Below are 23194 nucleotides of genomic sequence, written 5' to 3' on the forward strand. Positions count from 1 at the left end.
TAAAAAAGGAGGAATGCGTATGGAGCATGTGACAGCCTGTTATTGGCAAAAGGAAACACCTGCAGAGCTGTTTTTATCTTTGCAGCAACGAAAATACCGTAGGCTGGGGATTTCCGTGGTATGCGCCTGTATCTCGGACAACGGGGAACTGGTAAGAAGTCTGCAAAACAAAATGGAGGAGGAACTGGAAGAAGAGAATGTCTGGAGGCCGTTTCGGGAAGAAATATTGCAGGAGAAATGGATGGACATTATAAGGCAGCAAAAGCAGGATGACAGTTATGCGGGAATCTTATGCGTGGGGAGCAGAGTATTGTTTTTCAGTCACGGGAGAATGCGGATCTGTGGATGTTTTCAGAGATTCGGCAGGACACAATGGAGGACGATGCAGGAATCCTGCATGGCGGGAGAAGTGGAACCGGGGACGGCCATGTTGATGGCGGACAATGGGTTCCTGAATTTCTGTGAAGAGGAACTGACAGCATGTCTGCAACCGCAGATTGCAGGAAGACCGGATGTACGGGAACGCATGGAAGGCGCTGCAAGACGGCTGAAGGAACTGGGAGAAAAGGCGGAGAGACACGGAGGAACACACATGGGAGCGGTGTGGATCCTGCCGGTTATGGGAGGAAAAGGATGGAGCAGAGAATAACAGAAAATATGGGCAGATCATTAAAGGAACATGGCTATCGGGATCCGGTATTTGTGGGCAAGGGGAGTTTCGCGAAGGTTTACCGCGTCCGGGACGAAAAAAGGGACTTTCAGGCATGTAAGATATCGAAAGTTACAGAACAGTGGGAACAGGAGTGTCGTAACAGCAGAGAGATCTGTCATCCTCTGTTTCCGGCCTACAGAGAACACTGGACAGACGGGGAATGGGGGTATCTGGTCATGGAATTCTGGGATGGCTGTGACTTGCGGAAAATGCTGGACAGGAGGGGGAGACTGTCACCGGGACAGGCGGCCCGGATAGCTTTGCAGATTACAGAGGGATTGCAATATCTGCATGAACGGCCGCATCCGTTTCTCTACCGGGATCTGAAGCCGGAAAATATCCGCATCCGCGTGGATGGCAGAGCGGGGATTCTGGATCTGGGATGTCTGTGGAACCGGGAGCAGGACTGGTCGGGAGCGGGAAACCGAAGCTTCAGCGCTCCGGAGCAGTTCGTGCCGGGGGAGATTCCCGGGGAAGAGAGTGATGTCTATGCAGTGGGCAGACTGCTGGCAGTTATGTTGGGAGATGACACAGACGGCACAGTCAGACAATCTGGGGGAATAAGGAGGCGTAATGCGGAAAAACGTTGCGGACGAAAAGACCAAAGACAGGAAAAATGGCTTCGCAAAGTGATCGCCATGGCAACCTGTGAAGAGCGTAAGGATCGTATCCCGGAGATCAAAATGCTGCGTACTCTTTTGATGGTGACGGATGATTCCGGGAGGGAGAGGAAACGTGCATGTAGGGCAGCTGATTTTTACTATGTCCGGAAGTTGTACTGCCCATAGTTGTACGTTCCGTGCTCGAACACAATCAAGAAATTTTACAAAAAAGTGCTTGCTGTTTTGGAGAGAAATGAGTATACTGTAACTAAAGGTTCAAAGAAGCGTATGAGGACCGGAAGCAATTAAATTTACATAGCAAAAGGAGAAGAGTTATGCGTTTTTTTATTGACACTGCAAAAGTAGAAGACATTAAGAAAGCAAATGACATGGGGGTTATTTGCGGAGTAACTACCAATCCCTCCCTGATCGCAAAAGAGGGCAGAGATTTCGTAGAAGTGATCAAAGAGATTGCATCCATCGTGGACGGACCTATCAGCGGTGAGGTAAAGGCTACCACCGTAGATGCAGAGGGTATGATCAAAGAAGGAAGAGAGATTGCAGCGATCCATCCGAATATGGTCGTTAAGATCCCTATGACTGTAGAAGGTTTAAAAGCATGTAAGGTATTAAGCTCTGAGGGAATCAAGACCAATGTGACCCTGATCTTCTCTGCGAACCAGGCTCTGTTGGCTGCCCGCGCAGGTGCTACCTATGTATCTCCTTTCCTGGGCAGACTGGATGATATCAGCACCAGAGGTGTAGATCTGATCCGTGATATCGCTGATATTTTCGCAGTGACCGATCTGGATACCCAGATCATCGCAGCAAGCGTGCGTAATCCCATCCATGTAACCGATTGTGCACTGGCAGGTGCGGATATTGCTACCGTTCCTTACTCCGTTATCGAGCAGATGGTAAAGCATCCTCTGACTGATGCCGGTATCGCCAAGTTCCAGGCAGATTATAAGGCAGTCTTTGGTGAATAGTCTGTCAATGCATAGGCGGGACGACTGCTTGCAGTCAGGAACGCCTATGCATTAGACGGACAAACAGACATGAGCAAGTAGGGCGACAGCCCGGAATGCGAATGGCTGTAGCGGTTCGAGAGTGCGAAGCACGGAGAAGCGCGTGATTCACCAAAGAAGACGCACCGTGAGCAAGTAGGGCGACAGCCCGGAATGCGAATGGCTGTAGCGGTTCGAGAGTGCGAAGCACGGAGAAGCGCGTGATTCACCAAAGAAGACGCACCGTGAGCAAGTAGGGCGACAGCCCGGAATGCGAATGGCTGTAGCGGTTCGAGAGTGCGAAGCACGGAGAAGCGCGTGATTCACCAAAGAAGACGCACCGTGAGCAAGTAGGGCGACAGCCCGGAATGCGAATGGCTGTAGCGGTTCGAGAGTGCGAAGCACGGAGAAGCGCGTGATTCACCAAAGAAGACGCACCGTGAGCAAGTAGGGCGACAGCCCGGAATGCGAATGGCTGTAGCGGTTCGAGAGTGCGAAGCACGGAGAAGCGCGTGATTCACCAAAGATACTGACACAGTAAGAAGCTGTACAGAGAATATCTCTGTACAGCTTCTTTTGGGTTCTGTCGATTCCGGCAGAGCTTATTTCATCTGCTCTTCCTGCTTCTTGATCATACGACGGACCATCTCACCGCCGATGCTTCCTGCTTCCTTAGAAGTAAGGTCGCCGTTGTAACCCTCTTTCAGGTTAACACCCAGCTCAGATGCTACCTCAGTCTTGAAACGGTCCATTGCAGCCTTTGCTTCGGGAACTTCTACTCTATTGGTTTTACTTGCCATTTCGTTCACCTCCGTTTGGATTTGGGTTTTCTTGTTTCAGATAAGCGCTTTTTGTGATCACTTATCTTGGTATTAGTATGAGCATCGGCTTTTTTTTCATGCTGGTAAGTTTTTCATTTTTATGTTACACTCAAACAGCAACGAAGGATACGGAGACCGGAAAGCGTGACCAACGATCCACTGACCGGAATCCCACAGAAGTGACTGACCTTTGAAGCTACATCGTAACTGCGGAAGCTGAGAAGAGAAGGTGTTTTTTTGTTGTCAAAATGTAACTATTCAGAACCCCTTCGAATAAGAAGGCTGATACTTCATGCTTGCATGCAAGTAGCAGTTTTCTTATTCGCAAGGTGGCTTGAATAGAGTCACTGCCCCGTACATGAGCAAAATTAGCTGCCTTGCAGCGAGAAAGCACGATTTATCGTGCGGTTTTGCGAATGCTGGGGTGGGCTGAATAGTTACATTGTAACTATTTTATGATGCCAGGGTCAAAAGGTCTAAGCCCACATGAGCTTGCTCATAGGTGGGTGAAAGACCTTAGGACCCGCCCCGATATGAGCATAAAAGTGGGATGATAATCCCACGATATGCGAATATTGGGTAGGGTGCTATGTGCCAGTGGCACATGTCTAGCACGGACCGAAGCGGAGCGGAGACGTGGGAGTGCGTAGCACGGAACAATCCGTAGGCATCAAAGTCGGGGGCTTTTGACCCCGACATCATTTTATGACAGAAAGGCGAAAAAACAATGAAAAAGAAAACAAAAATCACAAAAACTCTGGCACTTGCACTGACTCTTGGACTGTTGTGCAGCGGTCTTGCCGGATGCGGACAGGCACAGAGTGTGGAAACAGTGTCGGAAGATCTGGCAGCGGAGAGCGTACAGCCCACTGAAACGGTGGAGAGTACGGAAACCGTTGCGGAAGGCACAGAAGCCACAGCAGAAAATACGGAGACCGCGGATGGCACGCTGGTACGTGTGGCATCCTTAAAGGGACCGACCTCATTAGGACTTTTATTTTTAATGAATAAAGCAGACAAGGGTGAGACTGCCAATACCTATGAATTCCAGATGGCTACTGGTGCAGATGAGATCCTGCCGCTGATGGTAAAGGGAGATCTGGACATTGCACTGGTACCCGCCAATGTGGCAAGCGTTCTCTATCATAAGACACAGGGCGGTGTGGAAGTCATTGATATCAATACTCTGGGTGTACTTTATATGGTATCCGGAGAAGACGGTCTGACAAACTTTACCGATCTAAAGGGTAAGACCATTTATCTGACTGGAAAAGGAACCACACCGGACTATGTATTGCAGTACCTGCTGACAGCAAATGGTATGTCTGCGGATGACGTGATACTGGAGTATAAATCCGAAGCAACAGAGGTGGCATCTGTACTGGCAGAAGATCCAACAGCCATCGGCCTGTTGCCTCAGCCTTTTGTTACCGCAGCCTGCATGCAGAATGATGCACTGAAGGTGATCTTCGACTTAAACGAAGAGTGGAATAAGGTACAGGGAGAGGACGGCGGCAGCATGGTCACCGGTGTAACAGTGGTTCGCAAGGAATTCCTCGAGGAGAACGAAGAAGCAGTGAAATCCTTTATGGAAGATCATAAGGCAAGTGCGGAAGACATCAATGCAGACCCTGCCACCGGTGCTGCACTGGCAGTGGAAGCCCAGATCGTAGCCAAAGAGCCCATTGCTCAGAAAGCAATTCCGAACTGCAACATTACCTATATTGACAAAGCTGAAATGAAGCAGGCACTTTCCGGATACCTTGACGTACTGTTTCACCAGGATTCCCTGTCCATAGGTGGCGGACTTCCGGAATCCGATTTCTATTATGATGCAGAATAAGGGTAAAATATACGTTAAAAAATTTATAATACTGTTGTTCTGGCTGGGAGTATGGCAGATTCTGGCAATGTGTGTGGACAATTTCCTGCTGGTGGTGACACCTTTGCAGGCATTGCGGGCACTGCTTACTCTGGCCGGGCAGGTGGAGTTCTGGCGGAGTGCCTTTGATTCGCTGTGGCGGATCGCCTTCGGCTTTTTGCTGGGGGCGGTATTGGCACTTCTTCTGGCGGCCATCAGCTACCGTTATCCGCTGGCGGAAGAAGTCCTGCGTCCTTTCATGGTATTCTGCAAGGCAGTACCGGTAGCGGTATTTGCAGTGCTTTTGCTGATCTGGTGGGGTTCTTCCATGCTGGCGGTGGCTATCTGTTTTCTGGTAGTATTTCCGAATATTTACCTGAATACGCTGGAAGGACTAAAGAGCGCGGACAGAGGGCTGTTAGAGATGGCGGAGGTATTCCGCCTTCCCCTTGGTACTCAGTTCTTCTACATTTACCGTCCGGCATTAAAGCCTTTTTTGCTCAGCGCGTTTCAGCTATCTCTGGGAATGTGCTGGAAGTCCGGAGTGGCGGCGGAAGTGATTGGCACTCCCAGTCATTCCATCGGTGGAGCACTGTATCTGGCGAAGATTTATCTGGATACGGCGGATCTGTTTGCCTGGACAGCGGTGATCGTAGTACTCAGTGTATTTTTTGAAAAAATAATATTCTACGGGATTGAAGTCTTTTTCCGGTGGGAGCCTGCCTGTAAGGATCCCTCCATGCCACAGAAAATCGCTGGTAGAGAACAGCGCACCCTGTGTGTAAGGAATCTTGGAAAAAGTTTTCACAATCAATGGATCTTCCGACATGTGGATCACGAATTTCACAGCGGGGAACCGTATGTACTGGATAACCCTTCCGGCAGTGGCAAGACCACTTTTTTCCGGTGTCTGTGCGGACTGGAGCGGCCGGAGGAGGGAGAAGTGTCGGAAATGGATGCTTTTGCCATGCAATTCCAGGAGGATCGTTTGTGTGAAGACTGTAGTGCCGTGAAGAATCTGGAAATGATCCTGGGAGATGCTTCACAGGCGAGAACGGCATTGACGCAGTTGTTGCCGGAAGAAGCGTTGGATCAGCCCTGCCACGAACTATCGGGAGGCATGAAACGGAGAGTGTCTCTGGTACGGGCCATGGAGGCGGGAGCGCAGTGTGTTCTGCTGGATGAGCCTTTTACCGGACTGGATGAAGAAAACCGCAAAAAGGCCGAAGACTATATCCGGAGGAAGACGAGAGGCCGGATCGTGATGATAGCTACTCATATCAGAACCGGAGAAGAATTTTCGGAAATGACGCAGATGCAGATATAGAAACCACAGGAGGAAGACCGATATGGAAAAAGGTACGGAAAATACAAGAGTGACCCTGATCGGCATTATTGTGGAGGATCCGGAGGCGGCGATAAGGATCAACGGACTTTTACACGAATATGGGGAATATATCATCGGCAGAATGGGGATACCTTATCATGAAAAGCAGATGAACATCATCAGTGTGGTCATGGATGCCCCCCAGGAAAAAGTCAGTGCCCTGTCGGGGAAGCTGGGAATGATCCCCGGAGTCAGCACGAAGTGCCTGTATGCCCCGGACGCGCAAAAAGCCCCAAAATAAAAAGGTTGTCAATTCCTCCAACTTATGCTATAATTGCAAAATGACTGCGACTGGATACAGACCCGCAAGGGTATAAAGGAGGAAATGTTATAATGAGTTTACAGGTTGAAAAGTTAGAGAAAAACATGGCCAAGCTGACCATCGAAGTATCTGCTGAAGAACTGGAGAAGGCAATTGAAGGTGCTTACCAGAAGAATAAGAACAAGATCAGCATTCCCGGTTTCCGTAAGGGCAAAGCTCCCCGTAAGATGATCGAGCAGATGTACGGCAAGTCCGTATTCTATGAGGATGCAGCAAACGCACTGATTCCCGATGCTTACGATAAGGCTCTGGAAGAGTGTGAGGAGCAGATCGTATCTTCTCCGAAGATCGATGTGACCCAGTTAGAGGCCGGCAAGCCTTTCATCTTTACCGCAGAGGTTGCTCTGAAGCCTGAAGTTACTCTTGGCAAATACAAGGGTGTGAAGGTTGACAAGATCGACGTTAAGGTAAGCGATGAGGATATCGACGCTGAGATCAACAGAGAGCGTGAGAGCAATGCCAGAACCATCAGCGTGGAAGACCGTGCTGTTAAGGACGGCGATATGACCGTTATCGATTTCGAAGGTTTTGTAGACGGTGTTGCATTTGAGGGCGGCAAGGGTGAGAACTATCCCCTGACCATCGGTTCCGGTTCCTTCATTCCCGGTTTTGAAGAGGCACTGGTTGGTGCTGAACTGAACAAGGAGACCGAAGTAAACGTAACCTTCCCTGAGGATTATCATGCAACCGAGCTGGCAGGCAAGCCTGCAGTATTCAAGTGCACCGTTAAGGAGATCAAGGAGAAGCAGCTTCCTGATCTGGATGACGAGTTCGCAAGCGAGGTATCAGATTTCGATACTATGGCTGAGTATAGAGAAGATGTACAGAAGAAGCTGACTTCCAAGAAGGAAGAGGAAGCTAAGATTGCCAAGGAAGAGGCAGTTCTGGATGCAGTGATCGCAGACGCTCAGATGGAGATCCCCGATGCTATGTTAGAGACCCAGCAGAGACAGCTGTTAGAGAACTTTGCACAGAGAATCCAGGCACAGGGAATCACTCTGGAGCAGTACATGCAGTTCACCGGTCTGACCGCTCAGACCATGATGGAGCAGCTGAAGCCCGAAGCACTGAAGAGAATCCAGTCCCGTCTGGTTCTGGAAGCTGTAGCAGCTGCTGAGAAGATGGAAGCTACCGAGGAAGACTTCGAAGCTGAAGTTAAGAGCATGGCAGAAGCTTACCAGATGGAAGCTGACAAGGTAAAAGAGCTTCTGGGTGAGCAGGGCGCTAAGCAGGTGAAGGAAGATATCTGCGTAAGAAAGGCAGCTGATTTCATCGTAGACAACGCTAAGGAAGCAAAGGCTGCAGCCAAGAAGACCACCAAGAAGGAAAAGGCAGCAGAAGAGAAGCCTGAAGAAGCATAATTTATGCTTTAAGATACGATAGGAAGAGAAAGCGGATTCCCACGTCCGCAGGGAGGTGGGGATACGCTTTCTTTTAAATTTTTATTAAATCTTTGGAATCTCGTTGAAAAAGCCTGCTAAGTAGGATACGATAGTAATATTAATCAGAAGTAATGGAGGTTTTAGAATATGAGTTTAGTACCTTACGTCATTGAACAGACCAGCAAAGGTGAGCGGTCTTATGATATTTATTCCAGACTGTTGAAGGACAGAATCATTTTTCTGGGAGAGGAAGTCAATGAGACTTCTGCCAGCATCATTGTAGCACAGCTGCTGTTCCTGGAAGCAGAGGATCCGGATAAGGATATCCATTTGTATATCAACAGCCCGGGCGGAAGCGTTACTGCAGGTATGGCAATTTATGATACCATGAAATATATCAAGTGCGATGTGTCCACCGTATGTATTGGTATGGCAGCCAGCATGGGAGCTTTCCTTTTAGCAGGCGGTGCCAAGGGCAAGCGTTTTGCACTGCCCAATGCAGAAATTATGATTCATCAGCCACTGGGTGGAACACAGGGTCAGGCTACCGAGATTGAGATCGCAGCAAAGCATATTCTCCGTACCAAGGAGAAGTTGAACCGTATGCTGGCTGAGAACACCGGCAAGGATTATGAGACCATCTGCGCAGACACCGAGAGAGATAACTGGAAAAGCGCTGAGGAAGCTTGTGAGTATGGTCTGATCGATAAGGTGATCACCTTCCACGAGGCATAAAACAACAGGAGTATAATAATGGCAGGAAAAAATTCCGGAAATGACATCAGATGTTCATTTTGTAACAAGACCCAGAGTCAGGTCCGCAAGCTGATCGCGGGACCTGCCGGGGTATATATCTGTGATGAGTGCGTAGACATCTGCGCAGACATCCTGGAGGAAGAACTGGAAGATGAAGAAGTGGAAGAGACTGCGAGTCCCGACATTAACCTTCTGAAACCCAAGGAGATCAAGAACTTCCTGGATGAATACGTCATCGGACAGGAGGAGGCCAAAAAAGTCCTCTCCGTTGCGGTGTACAATCATTACAAAAGAGTAACGGCTCCCAAGGATCTGAATGATGTGGAGCTGCAAAAGAGTAATATTATCATGGTAGGCCCTACCGGTTCCGGTAAGACTTACCTGGCCCAGACACTGGCCAAGATCATCAATGTACCGTTTGCCATAGCGGATGCCACCACACTGACCGAAGCGGGTTATGTAGGTGAGGATGTGGAGAACATCCTGTTAAAGCTGATCCAGGCGGCAGATTATGATGTAGAGCGTGCACAGTACGGTATCGTATATATTGACGAGATCGATAAGATCACGAAAAAGAGCGAGAATGTATCCATTACCCGTGATGTATCCGGAGAAGGTGTACAGCAGGCTCTGTTAAAAATCATCGAGGGTACTGTGGCAAGCGTACCTCCCCAGGGAGGCAGAAAGCATCCTCATCAGGAGCTGATTCAGATCGATACCACCAACATTCTGTTTATCTGCGGAGGTGCTTTCGATGGACTGGAGAAGATCGTAGAGTCCAGACTGGATCGTAAGGCCATCGGTTTCAATACGGAGCTGGGCAGAAGAGAGGATAAGGATATCAGCGAACTGCTGCAGGAAGTAACTCCTCATGATCTGGTGAAGTTCGGTCTGATTCCCGAGTTCGTAGGACGTGTGCCTATCTGTGTCTCCTTAAGAGGACTGGACAGAGAAGCACTGATCCGTATTCTTCAAGAGCCGAAGAACGCTCTGGTAAAACAGTACCAGAAGCTGTTCCAGATGGATAACGTAGAATTGAGCTTTGAGCAGGATGCCATAGAGGCTATTGCTGACAAGGCACTGGAACGCAAGACCGGAGCCAGAGGCTTACGCTCCATTATGGAATCCGTAATGATGGATACCATGTATGAGATTCCTTCGGATGACACCATCGAAGAATGTGTTGTCACCAAGGCGGCAGTGGATGGAGAGAGCGAGCCCCTCACCATACATGATGAATCTCTGAAAAAGGCAAAATAATCCGGGCGCTGCCTTGTGGTCACACAGGGCAGCGTTTTGTGCAAAAAGTACAAACCTAAGATGCGCAAAAGCAGCGCAGAAATGGAGTTTTTATGATCATAAAGAATGTAAGTCTGGAAACGGTCTGTGGTATTACCAGCAAGCTTCCGGAGAATATACATCCCGAAGTGGCATTCGCCGGGAAAAGTAATGTCGGCAAATCCTCTCTGATCAACGGATTGATGAACCGTAAGTCTCTGGCCAGGACCAGTTCCCAACCGGGCAAGACACAGACCATCAATTATTACAACATTAACGATGAAATCTACTTTGTAGATCTGCCTGGCTACGGCTATGCACAGGCCAATGAGCATGTGAAAGCCCAGTGGGGTAAGATGATCGAAGATTATCTGCATAAATCCAAACAGCTGAAGCTGGTATTTCTGCTGATCGATATCCGGCATGCTCCCTCAGAGAACGACCGGATCATGTATGACTGGATCCGTCGCAATGGCTACGATCCCATCATCATTGCCACCAAGCTGGACAAGATCAACCGCAGTCAGATACAGAAGCAGGTGAAGCTGATCCGCACCACCCTGCAGGCCGGAGCGGATACACAGATCATCCCTTACTCTGCACAGACCAAGCAGGGAAGAGAAGAAATCTATGAGATCCTGGACGGAGTGCTGGCAGCAGAGGCTCCTGCACAGGAATAGACAGCAGGAAGGATGAATAGGTGTAAAAGCAGAATGCGTGAAAGAGTGAGAGTATATGAAAAAATATTGTAAAGCCTTAGTGAATCTGGGTGTGGCATTTATTATATTGCTGTTGATCGTTTTCCTGGTGCCGAAGCTGTTAGTATTTTTCGCACCGTTTGTGGCAGGCTGGATCATTGCGTTGATCGCCAGTCCCCTGGTGAGGTTTTTTGAGGAAAAGGTAAAGATCAAGCGAAAAGCGGGAAGTGCATTTGTCATCGTGGCGGTCATCGCGCTGGTGATATTGATCATTTATCTGGTAGGGGCGAAGTTAACCGATGAGATCATGGGATTGATCGGTGCACTGCCGGACATCTGGGACAGTGCGGAGAATGATTTTGCCGATATCGGACAGAACCTGAGTGTTATCTATAACCGTTTTCCCGCGGATGTACAGCAAAGCATCATGGATGTCATCAATCAGATCGGAAGCTATGTGGGAGATCTTCTGGGTAAGATCGGCACCCCTACGATCAATGCCGTGGGCAATTTCGCCAAGCAGGTTCCTTCGATCCTGATCGGACTGATCATGGCACTGCTTTCTTCCTATTTCTTTGTGGCTGAGAGAGACCAGCTGGCAGTCTGGTTCCGTAAGCATACACCGGCGGAAGTACTGTCTTGGTATTATATGCTGAAGCGTGGACTGGTCAAAGCAGTAGGCGGATATCTTAAGGCACAGCTTAAGATTGAAGTGTGGATGTATCTACTATTAGTCATCGGATTTGCTGTTCTGCAGGTAGACTATGCGTTGCTGATCGCACTGGGAATCGCATTTTTGGATTTCCTGCCTTTCTTTGGAACCGGAACCGTCATGGTCCCCTGGGCAATTATCAAGATCTTAAGCTCTGATTATAAAATGGCTATAGGGCTGCTGATCATCTGGGGCATCGGACAGTTGGCACGTCAGCTGATCCAGCCGAAGATCGTGGGAGATTCTGTGGGAATGCCGCCTCTGCCGACCCTGTTTCTTCTGTACATAGGATATAAGCTGGGCGGTGTCGTAGGAATGATCGTGGCAGTGCCCATTGGTCTGATCGCTCTGACCATGTATCAGGAGGGCGCTTTACAGACGACCAAGGACAGTGTGAAGATCCTGACAGCCGGAATCAATCATTTCCGCAGACTGAAGCCAGAGGATATGGACGAAGTGCGGCAGATGCAGGAGAGAGACCAGAGGCTGAGCGAGGAACTGGCCAGACAGGCAGCAGAGGAAGAGGCTCAAAAAGAAGCCCAAAAAGAAGCTCGAAAAGAAGCTTTTGCGAAAAAACAGAAAGAAAAGAAATCATGAGAAATATCAGACTGCGACTGCAATATGAAGGAACCAGATATCAGGGGTGGCAGAAACAGACATCCACAGACAATACGATTCAGGGAAAAATGGAAGTTCTTTTGACGAAAATGTGCGGGGAGCCTGTGGAGATCGCAGCCAGCGGCAGAACGGATGCAGGAGTGCATGCGTTGGGACAGGTGGCGAATTTCCATACGGAATCTGACATGAGTACAGAAGAGATCATGGCCTATTGTAACCGGTATCTGCCAGAGGACATTGCCGTGGTGGATGTGTCGGAGGCGGCACCCAGATTCCACAGCAGACTAAATGCCACCGGGAAAAGATACCGCTACCGCATCATCAACAGTCAGATCCCGGATGTGTTCTGGAGACGCTATGCGACAGAGGAACCGGAAGCATTAGATTTGGATGCTATGCGAAAGGCGGCGGAGCTATTGCTTGGAGAACACGATTTCAAGGCATTTACCTCTGCGAAGAAAAGTAAGAAATCCACCGTCCGCCGGATCGATGAGATCCGGATCGAGCGGATAGAGAACCGTGTGGAGTTTGTATTTACCGGAAATGGATTTTTGCATCACATGATCCGTATTCTCATGGGAACCCTCCTCGAGGTCGGAAAGGGAATCCGGACACCGGAGAGTGTGACGGATGTACTGGAGTCCGGAGACAGAGCGAAGGCGGGAGCGTTAGTACCTGCCAAAGGACTGGTACTGGAAGAAGTTTTTTACACCTGAAAAATAAAAATACTGCAACTTTTTGCCCTACAATTGCGTCTATGTAGTTGTAGGGTTTCGTTTTACCATGAAATCGTAAATATGCTGCGTGAGTGCTTGCACGCAAAGCAGTGTATTTACGATTCCATGAGCGAAGCGTCTTATTCATGAAATAAAAGATGAGCCGCGGTAGCGGCGTCGGCTGCGAAGCAGACGCTTTTATGAATGGATAAGAGCAAAACGAAATGTTTATAGAATTTTAATAATTATGTTGCAGAAAATATGCATTGACAGGATACGATAAACGTAGATAAGGCGGAGGGGTCTTTTCCGATACGAAAGGTGTAAGGTGTGGAGCATGGAAAAAAGGGTTGCAGTATACAATAATAATACGGGTGTGATAGAGACAATGAGTTCCCTTCTCGCAGGAGAAGGCTTAAAAATGGTGGCAGTGACGGGGAGAGCACAGTTACAAGAATTACTGCGTGCACAGGAGATCCAGCTTCTGCTGCTGGATGTGGAACTGGATGGCAGAGGCTGGGGAGAAGGCATTGAGATGATCCATGACATCCGTAATATGACTACGATCCCCATTATTATCATTTCCGCACAGGATGCGGAGACCGCCAAGATCATGGCACTGAATGCCGGGGCAGATGATTATGTGACGGTGGGATATAATCCGCTGGAGCTGTTAGCCAGAGTGAAATCCCAGCTTCGCAGATATACACAGCTGGTCAATCTGTGCGAAAGTATTGATAGTATTTACCGCGTGGATGGACTGGAGATCAACGACAGGAACCGCACAGTGACGGTAGAGGGACGGGAAGTGAAGATGACTCCCATCGAGTATAAGATTTTAAGGCTCCTAGTGCAGGAGCGCGGCAAGGTACTGTCCATCAGCCAGATCTACGAATCCATCTGGCATATGCAGGCTATCGGAGCGGATAATACTATTGCGGTGCATATCCGCCACATCCGTGAGAAGATCGAGAGCAATCCCAAGGAGCCCAGATACCTGAAGGTGGTATGGGGAACCGGATATAAGGTAGGATGAAAAAAGATTGTTAATAAGTGTGTCCTCTGCGTCAGCAGGGGACATTTTTGTAGGAGTCTGACAAATGGGTTGCTTGACAAAGCAGAACAAATACATTATTGTACTAATTAAATAATACAAAAACCGAGGATGGAATATAAGGATGCAGACAGAAGTAATATCGGAAGGGAAAATACAGGAAAAACGTGGAATCAGCAGTGCAGTGCTGAAAAATATCGCGGTAGTGACTATGTTGATCGATCACATCGGGGCTGTGATCGTGACAAGGCTGTTGATCCGGAACGGGCTGTATGAAGCTATGACGAATCAGGAGGCCTATACTGCCTGGATGGGGCAGAACGGCCGAATGTACGGCATCTACATGGCAATGCGTATCATCGGCAGATTTGCGTTCCCCATTTACTGTTTTTTACTGGTAGAGGGATTTCAAAAGACCCACAATGTGAAAAAGTATCTGGGCAGGATGTTTTTATTTGCACTGATTTCGGAGGTACCCTTTGATCTGGCATTCAGCGGCAAGGCATGCTATCCGGCATATCAAAATGTATTTTTTACATTGTTATTGGGGCTGCTGGTGATCGCGGGACTTCATCTGGTGGAACAGCATTTTGTGGGTACAACGGTTGGAAAAACGATTCTGCGCGTGGGACTGAATGCCGTTATTATTCTGACAGGATGTGTACTGGGCTTGGTTCTTAAGACGGATTATGATTTTAAGGGGATTTTGGCAATCACTGTACTTTATCTGTTCCGTAACCGAAAGAAAGCACAGATGTGGGCCGGTGTCATCATTTTTTTATTGATGGACAGCCTGGAGATGTTTGCAGCACTTTCCTTTATTCTGATCTGGTTCTACAACGGAACGAGAGGGCGGCAGAATAAATATTTCTTTTACTTATTCTATCCTGCGCATCTGCTGCTCTTGTGGCTGGTATGTGTGGCAATGGGAATTGCGGGAATTCCTGCAATCTGACGAACCGCAGGATGCTCTGTAAATAGTAAAGTGGAAGACGGGGAAGACAGTGACATGGAGGATATGGCGTATATGGAAGAGAAAAAATGGGAGACAGGGGACAGCGAAGAGTTGATCCGTGTACAGGAGATCAGCAAGACATTTCATCTGTCTGCAAAACAACGAAAAATGGAGCACAGTGCATCGAAGACCAAAACAGCGGTGGATCAAGTGAGTTTTTGCGTAAAAAGGGGGGAAGTGTTCGGGCTTTTGGGACCCAACGGTGCCGGTAAGACCACAACGCTTCGGATGCTGGCAACGCTGATCCGGCCGGACAGCGGGGATGCGGTGTTATCCGGCAGCAGCGTAATGACACAGCCGGAGGAGGTACGGCGTAAGATCGGCTTCCTTACCAGTGAACTAAAGCTGGAGGATTTTTTTACCCCGGATTATCTGTATGACTTTTTCTCGGAATTGTACGGTATTCCGACAGACAGACGGGATGCCAGAAAACGCATGCTGTTTGCACGGTTTGGCATTCAGGAGTTTGCACAGGTGAAAGTCCGGGATCTGTCCACAGGAATGAAGCAGAAGGTATCCCTGGTGATCTCACTGGTGCAGGATCCGGAGATCATAATTTTTGATGAACCCACCAACGGGTTAGATATTCTGACAGCGAAAGTGGTGACGGATTTTCTGCTAGACCTGAAGGAGCAGGGGAAGACCATTATCGTATCAACGCACATTTTCAGTCTGGTAGAGAAGATCTGCGACCGGGTGGGGATTATTATTAATGGGCAGATGACGGTTTGTGAAAATCTGCAGACACTCTGTGGAGAGAAGAGTCTGGAGGATCGTTTTTTTGAGATCTATGAAGCGGTAAGTGGGGAGGAAACGGACCATGACAAATAATACGATCACAGTAATGAAAAAAGAGCTGGCCAGATTTTTCGGAGACAGAAGACTGGTGATCACCACACTGCTGCTTCCCGGAATTATGATTTATGTGGTGTACAGCTTTTTGGGCAGTGTCATGATGAAGACCATGCTTCCGGAAGATACTTATGTGGCGAAGGCTTATGTGGTGGACATGCCGGATTCCGTAAGAGAAGAGATGCGGGAACTGCGGGTGGACTGGCAGCAGGCGGACAGAGAGCAGCTGACGGAGATACGTCAGGAGATCCAGGAGAAACAGGTGGATGGTCTGGTGGTATTTCCGGCGGATTTTGATACAGTGGTGGAAAACTACCAGGTCAGTAGTGGGGAATCTGCGCCCAATGTAGAAATTTATTACAATTCCGCGGAACCGGAATCCGCTCATTTTTACAATGAGGTATCGGAGGTGCTGGAGCAGTATGAGACTTCCTTAGCTAATAAACTGGATATCAATGCCGGAGATTCGGTATACTATGACTGTGCCACCAGCAAAGATACTACGGGGCAGATGTTTTCCATGATGATGCCGTTGTTGCTTATGATGTTTTTGTACAGTGGATGTATGTCTGTGGCACCGGAGTCCATTGCTGGGGAAAAGGAGCGGGGTACCATAGCGACATTACTGGTGACACCCATGAAGAGAAGTTCCCTGGCTCTGGGAAAAGTGTTTTCCTTAAGTATCATAGCGCTTCTGGCAGGCTGTTCCAGTTTTATCGGAACTTTTGCGGCATTGCCGAAAATGATGGGCGGAGAACTGACCGGCGTGGATTCCTCGGTGTACGTACCTATGGATTATGCGATGCTGCTTCTGATCATTCTGTCAACGGTAATGGTGCTGGTATCCATGATCGCACTGGTCTCCGCTTTTGCCAAAAGTGTGAAAGAGGCAGCTACAACAGTGTCTCCGTTTACCATTGTGGTGACATTTATCGGATTGAGCCCCATGCTCAGTCAGGGAAAGGAGATCCCGCTATACCGATATCTGATCCCGGTATACAACAGTGTGCAGTGTATGAACGGCATTTTTTCCTTTAGTTATCAGCCGGTGGAAATTATCGTGACGGTAATCGTAAATCTGTGCGCGGCGGGAGTGCTGGTATTCGGACTGACGAGGGCATTCCAGAGCGAGAAAATTATATATTCATGATGACAATGCAGCAAATGCGTAATATAATGTACGTGTTTGCTGTTTTTTTGCAGATAAGTACATTTTATGTTCGAAAGTCCGGATATTTTTTGAACCATGAGAAAAATGAGGAGCATAACCATACGAATGACACGACAGAAATTAAAACGTTTTCATGTGAAGAGAATATACTCTACATTGCTGCTTTCTTATGGTGCGCTGTTGGCTGCACCGTTTATAGCAGTATTTTTGCTACTTTCATTTTGGAAAAATAGTACAGAGAACTATTACAGTGAAATTATGAAAAATGACTTAACGGAAGGCCGCATGGCATTTGAAAAGCAACTGGATATTATGTGTGCAGGAGCTTTTTCTGTATCAAACGACAGTGATTTAAAGTGGGTCTATTTTCTGGACGGATTGAAGGATGGGGACAATAATATCGCAGCATTAATCAGATGCAATGACATGCTTCGCCAGACCTTTGCGGATTCAGAGCACTATCAGAATTACAGTGTGATTATGAAAAATGAATTGATATTTCGAAAAAGCGGAATGGTAGTCGGGGATAAGTTTTTCTATGACAATTATTGTACCTATCAAAATACGGATTTCGAGACCTGGAGAAAACAGAGTTTTGAGGCGGATACATGGCAGTTGTTTCCTCTGGAAGAGATAGATACAGGGGAAGAAACTTTGCAGGCAATGACATTTTCCTACCCTGTGCGGAATTATATTCAACAGGAGCAGGAAGCAAATGCTGTAGTACAATTTTTGCTTTCAAAAGAAAATCTGGAGCAAATGTTTGGACAACTGTTGAGCCGCCAGGGAGGAATTCTGATTTATGATGCAGAGGACAGACTGCTTGCAAGTCTGGGGAAAATCAATGCGGATGGTGATGATCCGGAGAACACGGATCTGTTTCTAAGTGAAGCAACAGGGGAAGATATCCGGCAGATAAAATGGAATGGAACAGATTGTCTGGTGGTAAATCAGACATCGGAAGAAAATGGAATGCATTTTGCGGCCGTTCTTCCGATGGCGGTAGTAATGCAGGATTTTCAAAGAATTCGTAGAGCAGCATGGTTGATTCTTTTCACAGGGGCAGTACTGGAAATTGGCCTTGGGTGTTGTTTTGCATTAAGGTACAGCAAACCGATTCATAACCTGATTGACAATATGCAGGGATTTTTTATGCTGGAAGACAGAGAAATTCATAAAACGGAAAATATTTCAGAGTATGAATATCTGGAGAAGGGAGTTCATGCCCTGTTGGATGATTATCAGTCTTTGAATGCGATGCTACAGGAAAAGACCGTGAAAGAGAGAAGAAATTTTCTGACATTACTAATGAACGGAGAATTTGACACAGAACTTAATATTATAGAGGAAGCTGCCCATGCCGGAATCCGGTTAGTGCAGAAGGATTACTATGTACTGGTGTTTGGCAGTGAGGAGGGAGAAAAACTGTTGTCAGCGGCAAAAAAATGTGCGGAGACGGAAACAGAACAGATATGGTATCCGGTAGATCCGACCCATGTAGCATTGCTGCAATATTGTACAGAGGAAAATCCTATGGAACCTCTGCTTGTAGGAGAGCAGACAGCAGAGAAACTGAAACAGCTTGGAGCGGAGGAGGTTTATGTCGGAATCGGCAGCTGTTATACAGAAAAGCGAGAAATTGTATTTTCTTATCAACAGGCGTTATATTGCTCTGATAAGGGAAAAATAGAAAAACAGAATGTAGTGGAATACAGCAGAGAGCTGTGGAAAAGGAATATGCCTTGGTATCCGCTGGAAATGGAAGAAAAATTACAGGTTGCTACAAAAAACGGTAATTCAGAGCAGGTAAAAGAAATTTTTATAAAAATAAGAGAAGAAAATCTGGGAAAAATACATCTGTCGGCTAATGGAGGGAAAGTCGTTATATCGGGAATCACCTCTACTTTGATAAGAATGTGTAATAATATGGCAGAAAGTATGGAAACGGAGCAGCTGCTGGAAAAAGTACAGACGGAACAGTCGTTTCCCAAAGCATTGGAAGTATTGGAAACACAGTTCCTGCGTCTATGCGAAGAAAATTATCACAGCAGGAGCAGAAAGAGCGAGATATACTATCAGAAACTGGAAGAATATCTGGAGAAAAATTATGGCAATCCATCTCTGGGCGTCCCCATGGTGGCAGAAGAGTTTGGACTATCAGAAAACTATTTTTCTATCTTTTTCAAGGAGACGATGGGAAAATCTTTTAGCAGCTATTTGGAAAAATTAAGACTGGAAAAGGCAAAAAAATTAATTGCCGAAGGAAAATGGGATATGGAGACCATTGCTCAGATGGTGGGTTACGGAAGCAGCGCAACCTTCCGACGGGCCTTTAAACGTGCCTACGGGATAGCACCTTCGGCATGGAAAGAATAAAAATCTAAGAAAATGCGCGGTACCTAAGAAAGTGTACGGCGCATTTTCTTAGATTTTGTACGTTGCATCAGGAATTTCAAGTTGTTGTTTCAGTGCTCGGCCTGTATTGTGAAATGCGTAAGGCAGCCACAGTACAAATACAAAAAATCAAATCGGTAAGCTGTGAGCTGAGCAAAAAAAGAAGGCGAGGGCACAAAATGAAGAAGAAAAAAATTGTAGCACTTTTAACAGCATGCATGCTTATGACAGGAATGTTTACCGGGTGCGGATCATCCCAACAGGCAGCAGGATCATCAGGAGCAGAAGCAGGTCAGACACAAACAGGGGATAATTCATTGTTTAATGAACCGGGACAACTTCCCATTGTAAATGAGCCCGTGACTCTGACGGTGTTTGCACCTGCAAATCCGGATGGCAGCTGGGAAGATAATGAAATGGTAAAAGAACTTGAAGAGACAACGGGAATCCATTTGGAGTGGCAGACCTGTGCGGCTTCAGATAATGTACAGGAAAAGCTGAGCACCATGTTCGCTTCGGGAGATCTTCCGGATATTATTTTAACTGGTGTAGGCAGTAGTAACCGCTATGACAAAGCAACAGAACAGGCGCTGGGAGAGCAGGGACTGATTTTACCTTTAAACGATTATCTGGACACTGTTTCAGTAGGTTATAAGCAGGCACTGGATGAAATAGAGGGGCTGAGAGACTATATAACAACTCCGAACGGTAATATTTATTCTTTACCGAATGTAGATGGATCCCTGCATGTACAATACAATATGAAATTGTGGATCAATACGCAGTGGCTGGATAATCTGGGATTAGAGATGCCGACAACTACGGAAGAGTTTTATCAGGTCATGAAAGCTTTTAAGGAGCAGGATGCCAATGGCAATGGAGATCTCAATGACGAAATTCCTTTGTCAACAGTGACTTCCGGAGCGGGTACACAGATTGATGGATTTCTAATGAATCCGTTCCAACTGACTTCTGAGACAAATAAATTGTATTTAGATAACGGAAAAGTGACGTTTGCGCCGGTTCAGGAAGACTACAAAGAAGGCCTGAAATATTTAAAACAGCTGTATAGTGAAGGATTATTAAACCCAGAATCTTTTACGCAGGATAAGAATAATCAGGTAAACATAAATGAAGCAGGGGATGAATGTGTCATCGGAGCATTTCTGGCCCAGAGACCGGGATATGCCTGTGATCTGACGACAGAACCGTATTCCGATAAATGGCAGCAGTATCAGTCACTGGCACCTTTGACAGGACCGAGTGGTCAATGCGTGGCATCCTGGAATCCTTATGTTATGTTCCAGACAGGTATGACATTTATTTCGAGCAGCTGCAGTAATCCCGAAGCAGCATTCCGTCTGCTGGATTATATTGAGACGCAGACATACAGAGCTATTCTTGGAAAAGAAGGTGTGAATTATGTCATGCTGGATGATGATACGACAGAAGTAGGCATGGATGGTGTGACAAAAGCACTCTATAAGAAACTGGATGCTTCCACAGCCAATGTAACTTTGAATCAGGTTACGGCATTGGTGCGTACACCGGATTTCCTGCTTGCAGAAGCTACGAACCCGGATCCGTATGCGGAGGATGTTAAGCCGGTCAATGGTCGAAATGTGGTTATTTACAGAGCGTCTCTTGAACATGAAAAGGTGCGACAGTCCAGAGAGTCGGTAATGCCGGATTTATATATGAGCCAGGAAGACTCCAGCGAAATGTCTTTGCTTAAGACCAATGTTATGGATGTTCAGAAAGAATATATGGTGCAGTTTATTACCGGAGCAAAGGATATTGATGCAGAATGGGATGGCTATATCAGTGCCCTGAATAATGTAGGACTGGAGAGATATTTGGAGTTATTACAGAAGGCATATGATGAATCTTCTTTTGCAAAATAGGAGATCGGGAAAGCCTTTTGAAACATTTGCAAGGGGGACTGCATTAAGGCAGCCCTCCTTTTATAGAAAGAAGGAAGAAAATGAAGCCTAAGAAAACAATTCGTCCGGAACATAAAAAACAGCATGGAAAAAATACAATACGCAGCATAAAAAGGCATTGGCAGTTATATCTGATCGTAGCACTGCCTCTGGTTTATCTGATCGTTTTTAAATATATGCCTATTATTGGATCGCAGATCGCATTCCGGGATTACAATTTCAAAGGAGGTATCTGGCACAGCCCGTTTGTAGGACTTAAGTATTTCAAGATGTTTTTCCAGTCACCACAGTTCTGGAGACTGATGGGTAATACATTGGGCTTGTCTGTGTACGGTATTGTATTGGGAGTTTTTCCACCGATAATTCTTGCGATTGCATTGAACTATGTCAGAGTGCGATGGTTCGGAAAGACGGTACAGATGGTAACGTATATGCCTTATTTTATTTCTACCGTTTTGATCGTAGGTATTCTGTCACAGATGTTATCTCTGACGGGTCCGGTGAATCACCTGATCGAGAATCTGGGAGGACAGGCCATTCATTTTATGGGAGAGCCTAAATTGTTCAAAACATTATATGTTTTCTCTGATGTATGGCAGAAAACGGGTTACAATGCCGTAATTTATATCTCTGCGCTTGCTGCGGTAGACCAGGAATTACATGAGGCAGCAACCGTGGACGGTGCGAATATCTGGCAAAGAATCAGATATATTGACATTCCCAGTATCATGCCGACAGCAGTAATTCTGTTGATCATGTCCTGTGGGCATATTTTGACAATAGGATATGAAAAAGTACTGCTCTTGCAAAATGATTTAAACATGGCAGCTTCAGACATTATCTCAACGTATGTTTATCGTATCGGTCTGAGCGGAATGCAGTATAGCTATTCGACAGCGATTGGTATATTCCAGTCAGTGGTATCTCTGATATTATTGCTGGTTGTAAACAAAATAGCGGATAAGATTGCCGATACCAGTCTGATATAGGGAGGAACATAAGATGAAAAGAAAAGTTATGAGCAAAAGTAATCGTATATTTTATATAGTAAATACTGTGCTCCTAATGATATGTCTTCTGTTGGTAGCGATGCCAATTCTCAATGTGGTAGCTTCGTCTTTGTCTTCGCCAAGCGCTGTCATAAGAGGACAGGTATCTTTCTGGCCGAAGGGATGGAATATTGATGCATATAAGGAGATATTTTCCAACAGGTCTCTTCTGACCGGTTATAAAAATTCCATTATATATACTATAGTGGGAACATGCGTAAATATTGTATTGACAATTATGGCGGCATATCCATTGTCCGTAAAGGATTTTATTGGAAGAAAGGTGATCAGCGCTCTGTTTATTTTCGTTATGATCTTCACAGCACCGTTGATTCCTACTTATCTGAATGTCAAAAACCTCGGACTGCTGGATAGTATGTGGGCATTGATCTTACCGGGAGCAATTTCGGTATATAACATGATCATTGCAAGAACCTATTTCCAGAACAGCATTCCGGGAGAAATGTTGGAATCTGCAAGACTGGATGGATGCGATGATATCCGGGTTCTGGTTAATATGGTATTACCGTTGTCAAAATCTATTTTGGCAGTATTGGTACTTTATTATGCCATTGCTCATTGGAATTCCTATTTTGATGCATTTATTTATTTGTCTTCAGAGAATAAATTTACACTGCAGGTAGTCCTGCGTAATATCATGAATTCGGTAGCAGCTTTGGAGGAAATGGCAACTACGGCAGAACAAAGTATGCGTGCAGCGAACATTGAAGTATTAAAATATGCTATTATTGTATTTGGTAGTATTCCACTGATTATTTTATATCCTTTTGTACAGAAACATTTTGTAAAGGGTGTTATGATCGGTTCAGTAAAAGGATAAGGA

21 protein-coding genes and 1 pseudogene are annotated in these 23194 nt (G+C 46.6%); 20 read left to right on the plus strand and 2 right to left on the minus strand.

Annotated elements, in window-relative coordinates:
• Window positions 1-19 precede the first annotated feature (19 nt).
• The 3 genes from ACLTOH_RS11635 (at window position 20) to fsa (ending at window position 2303) form a co-directional block, all read left to right on the plus strand.
• Window positions 20-649 (plus strand): hypothetical protein, encoded by a 630-nt coding sequence (locus tag ACLTOH_RS11635; protein WP_412224145.1) that lies wholly within the window; start codon window positions 20-22, stop codon window positions 647-649.
• On the plus strand, window positions 634-1500 hold the full coding sequence (locus tag ACLTOH_RS11640; RefSeq protein WP_337536676.1) for a serine/threonine protein kinase: 867 nt from the start codon (window positions 634-636) through the stop codon (window positions 1498-1500). Before ACLTOH_RS11635 ends, ACLTOH_RS11640 begins: the two co-directional genes overlap by 16 nt.
• A 149-nt stretch (window positions 1501-1649) precedes the next feature.
• The gene (gene fsa / locus ACLTOH_RS11645) at window positions 1650-2303 is read left to right on the plus strand and encodes a fructose-6-phosphate aldolase (RefSeq protein ID WP_022312177.1); all 654 of its coding nucleotides are present in this window, start codon (window positions 1650-1652) and stop codon (window positions 2301-2303) included.
• A gap of 620 nt (window positions 2304-2923) precedes the next feature.
• On the opposite strand, the gene ACLTOH_RS11650 is transcribed toward fsa, so the two are convergent.
• On the minus strand, window positions 2924-3121 hold the full coding sequence (locus ACLTOH_RS11650; protein ID WP_117465775.1) for an alpha/beta-type small acid-soluble spore protein: 198 nt from the start codon (window positions 3119-3121) through the stop codon (window positions 2924-2926).
• A gap of 497 nt (window positions 3122-3618) precedes the next feature.
• A pseudogene (locus ACLTOH_RS11655) lies at window positions 3619-3844 on the minus strand (hypothetical protein).
• A 25-nt stretch (window positions 3845-3869) separates the two neighbouring features.
• Between ACLTOH_RS11655 and ACLTOH_RS11660 the strand changes: the two are divergent.
• The 17 genes from ACLTOH_RS11660 to ACLTOH_RS11740 all read left to right on the plus strand — a co-directional run bounded on the left by ACLTOH_RS11660 (window position 3870) and on the right by ACLTOH_RS11740 (window position 23191).
• Window positions 3870-4985 (plus strand): ABC transporter substrate-binding protein, encoded by a 1116-nt coding sequence (locus ACLTOH_RS11660; RefSeq protein ID WP_412224147.1) that lies wholly within the window; start codon window positions 3870-3872, stop codon window positions 4983-4985.
• The gene (locus ACLTOH_RS11665; protein ID WP_118505015.1) at window positions 4972-6330 is read left to right on the plus strand and encodes an ATP-binding cassette domain-containing protein; all 1359 of its coding nucleotides are present in this window, start codon (window positions 4972-4974) and stop codon (window positions 6328-6330) included. The genes ACLTOH_RS11660 and ACLTOH_RS11665 overlap by 14 nt, the downstream gene beginning before the upstream one ends.
• 22 nt (window positions 6331-6352) lie before the next feature.
• On the plus strand, window positions 6353-6631 hold the full coding sequence (locus tag ACLTOH_RS11670; protein ID WP_022312586.1) for a TM1266 family iron-only hydrogenase system putative regulator: 279 nt from the start codon (window positions 6353-6355) through the stop codon (window positions 6629-6631).
• A gap of 92 nt (window positions 6632-6723) precedes the next feature.
• A complete protein-coding gene (gene tig, locus ACLTOH_RS11675; protein WP_117568915.1) occupies window positions 6724-8073 on the plus strand; it encodes a trigger factor in 1350 nt (449 codons plus the stop codon).
• A 168-nt stretch (window positions 8074-8241) separates the two neighbouring features.
• On the plus strand, window positions 8242-8829 hold the full coding sequence (clpP, locus tag ACLTOH_RS11680; RefSeq protein ID WP_022154669.1) for an ATP-dependent Clp endopeptidase proteolytic subunit ClpP: 588 nt from the start codon (window positions 8242-8244) through the stop codon (window positions 8827-8829).
• Between the two features lie 18 nt (window positions 8830-8847).
• Window positions 8848-10110, plus strand: a complete 1263-nt coding sequence (gene clpX, locus ACLTOH_RS11685) for an ATP-dependent Clp protease ATP-binding subunit ClpX (RefSeq protein ID WP_022312584.1) — start codon at window positions 8848-8850, stop codon at window positions 10108-10110.
• Between the two features lie 92 nt (window positions 10111-10202).
• On the plus strand, window positions 10203-10808 hold the full coding sequence (gene yihA / locus ACLTOH_RS11690) for a ribosome biogenesis GTP-binding protein YihA/YsxC (protein WP_412201851.1): 606 nt from the start codon (window positions 10203-10205) through the stop codon (window positions 10806-10808).
• 55 nt (window positions 10809-10863) lie between these two features.
• Window positions 10864-12135 (plus strand): sporulation integral membrane protein YtvI, encoded by a 1272-nt coding sequence (gene ytvI, locus ACLTOH_RS11695; protein ID WP_412201853.1) that lies wholly within the window; start codon window positions 10864-10866, stop codon window positions 12133-12135.
• Window positions 12132-12872, plus strand: a complete 741-nt coding sequence (truA, locus tag ACLTOH_RS11700) for a tRNA pseudouridine(38-40) synthase TruA (RefSeq protein WP_412224148.1) — start codon at window positions 12132-12134, stop codon at window positions 12870-12872. Before ytvI ends, truA begins: the two co-directional genes overlap by 4 nt.
• Window positions 12873-13209: 337 nt before the next feature.
• Window positions 13210-13908 carry a response regulator transcription factor gene (locus ACLTOH_RS11705; RefSeq protein ID WP_117465841.1) on the plus strand — a complete coding sequence of 233 codons (699 nt, stop codon included), beginning with the start codon at window positions 13210-13212 and terminating at the stop codon, window positions 13906-13908.
• A gap of 142 nt (window positions 13909-14050) precedes the next feature.
• A complete protein-coding gene (locus ACLTOH_RS11710; protein WP_412224150.1) occupies window positions 14051-14881 on the plus strand; it encodes a TraX family protein in 831 nt (276 codons plus the stop codon).
• Window positions 14882-14953: 72 nt separating this feature from the next.
• Window positions 14954-15772: an ABC transporter ATP-binding protein gene (locus ACLTOH_RS11715; protein ID WP_412224152.1), complete on the plus strand. Its 819-nt coding sequence runs from the start codon at window positions 14954-14956 to the stop codon at window positions 15770-15772.
• Window positions 15762-16943, plus strand: a complete 1182-nt coding sequence (locus ACLTOH_RS11720; RefSeq protein ID WP_412224153.1) for an ABC transporter permease — start codon at window positions 15762-15764, stop codon at window positions 16941-16943. The genes ACLTOH_RS11715 and ACLTOH_RS11720 overlap by 11 nt, the downstream gene beginning before the upstream one ends.
• 126 nt (window positions 16944-17069) lie before the next feature.
• Entirely contained in the window at window positions 17070-19340 is a 2271-nt protein-coding gene (locus ACLTOH_RS11725) for a helix-turn-helix domain-containing protein (protein WP_412224154.1), read from the plus strand.
• 197 nt (window positions 19341-19537) lie between these two features.
• Window positions 19538-21262, plus strand: a complete 1725-nt coding sequence (locus tag ACLTOH_RS11730; RefSeq protein WP_412194543.1) for a hypothetical protein — start codon at window positions 19538-19540, stop codon at window positions 21260-21262.
• Between the two features lie 80 nt (window positions 21263-21342).
• Window positions 21343-22290 (plus strand): ABC transporter permease, encoded by a 948-nt coding sequence (locus ACLTOH_RS11735; RefSeq protein ID WP_412224155.1) that lies wholly within the window; start codon window positions 21343-21345, stop codon window positions 22288-22290.
• Window positions 22291-22303: 13 nt separating this feature from the next.
• Window positions 22304-23191: a carbohydrate ABC transporter permease gene (locus ACLTOH_RS11740; RefSeq protein WP_178050010.1), complete on the plus strand. Its 888-nt coding sequence runs from the start codon at window positions 22304-22306 to the stop codon at window positions 23189-23191.
• Window positions 23192-23194: the final 3 nt, after the last annotated feature.

Source organism: Waltera sp. (assembly GCF_046969025.1).
Lineage (GTDB): Bacteria > Bacillota > Clostridia > Lachnospirales > Lachnospiraceae > Acetatifactor > Acetatifactor acetigignens.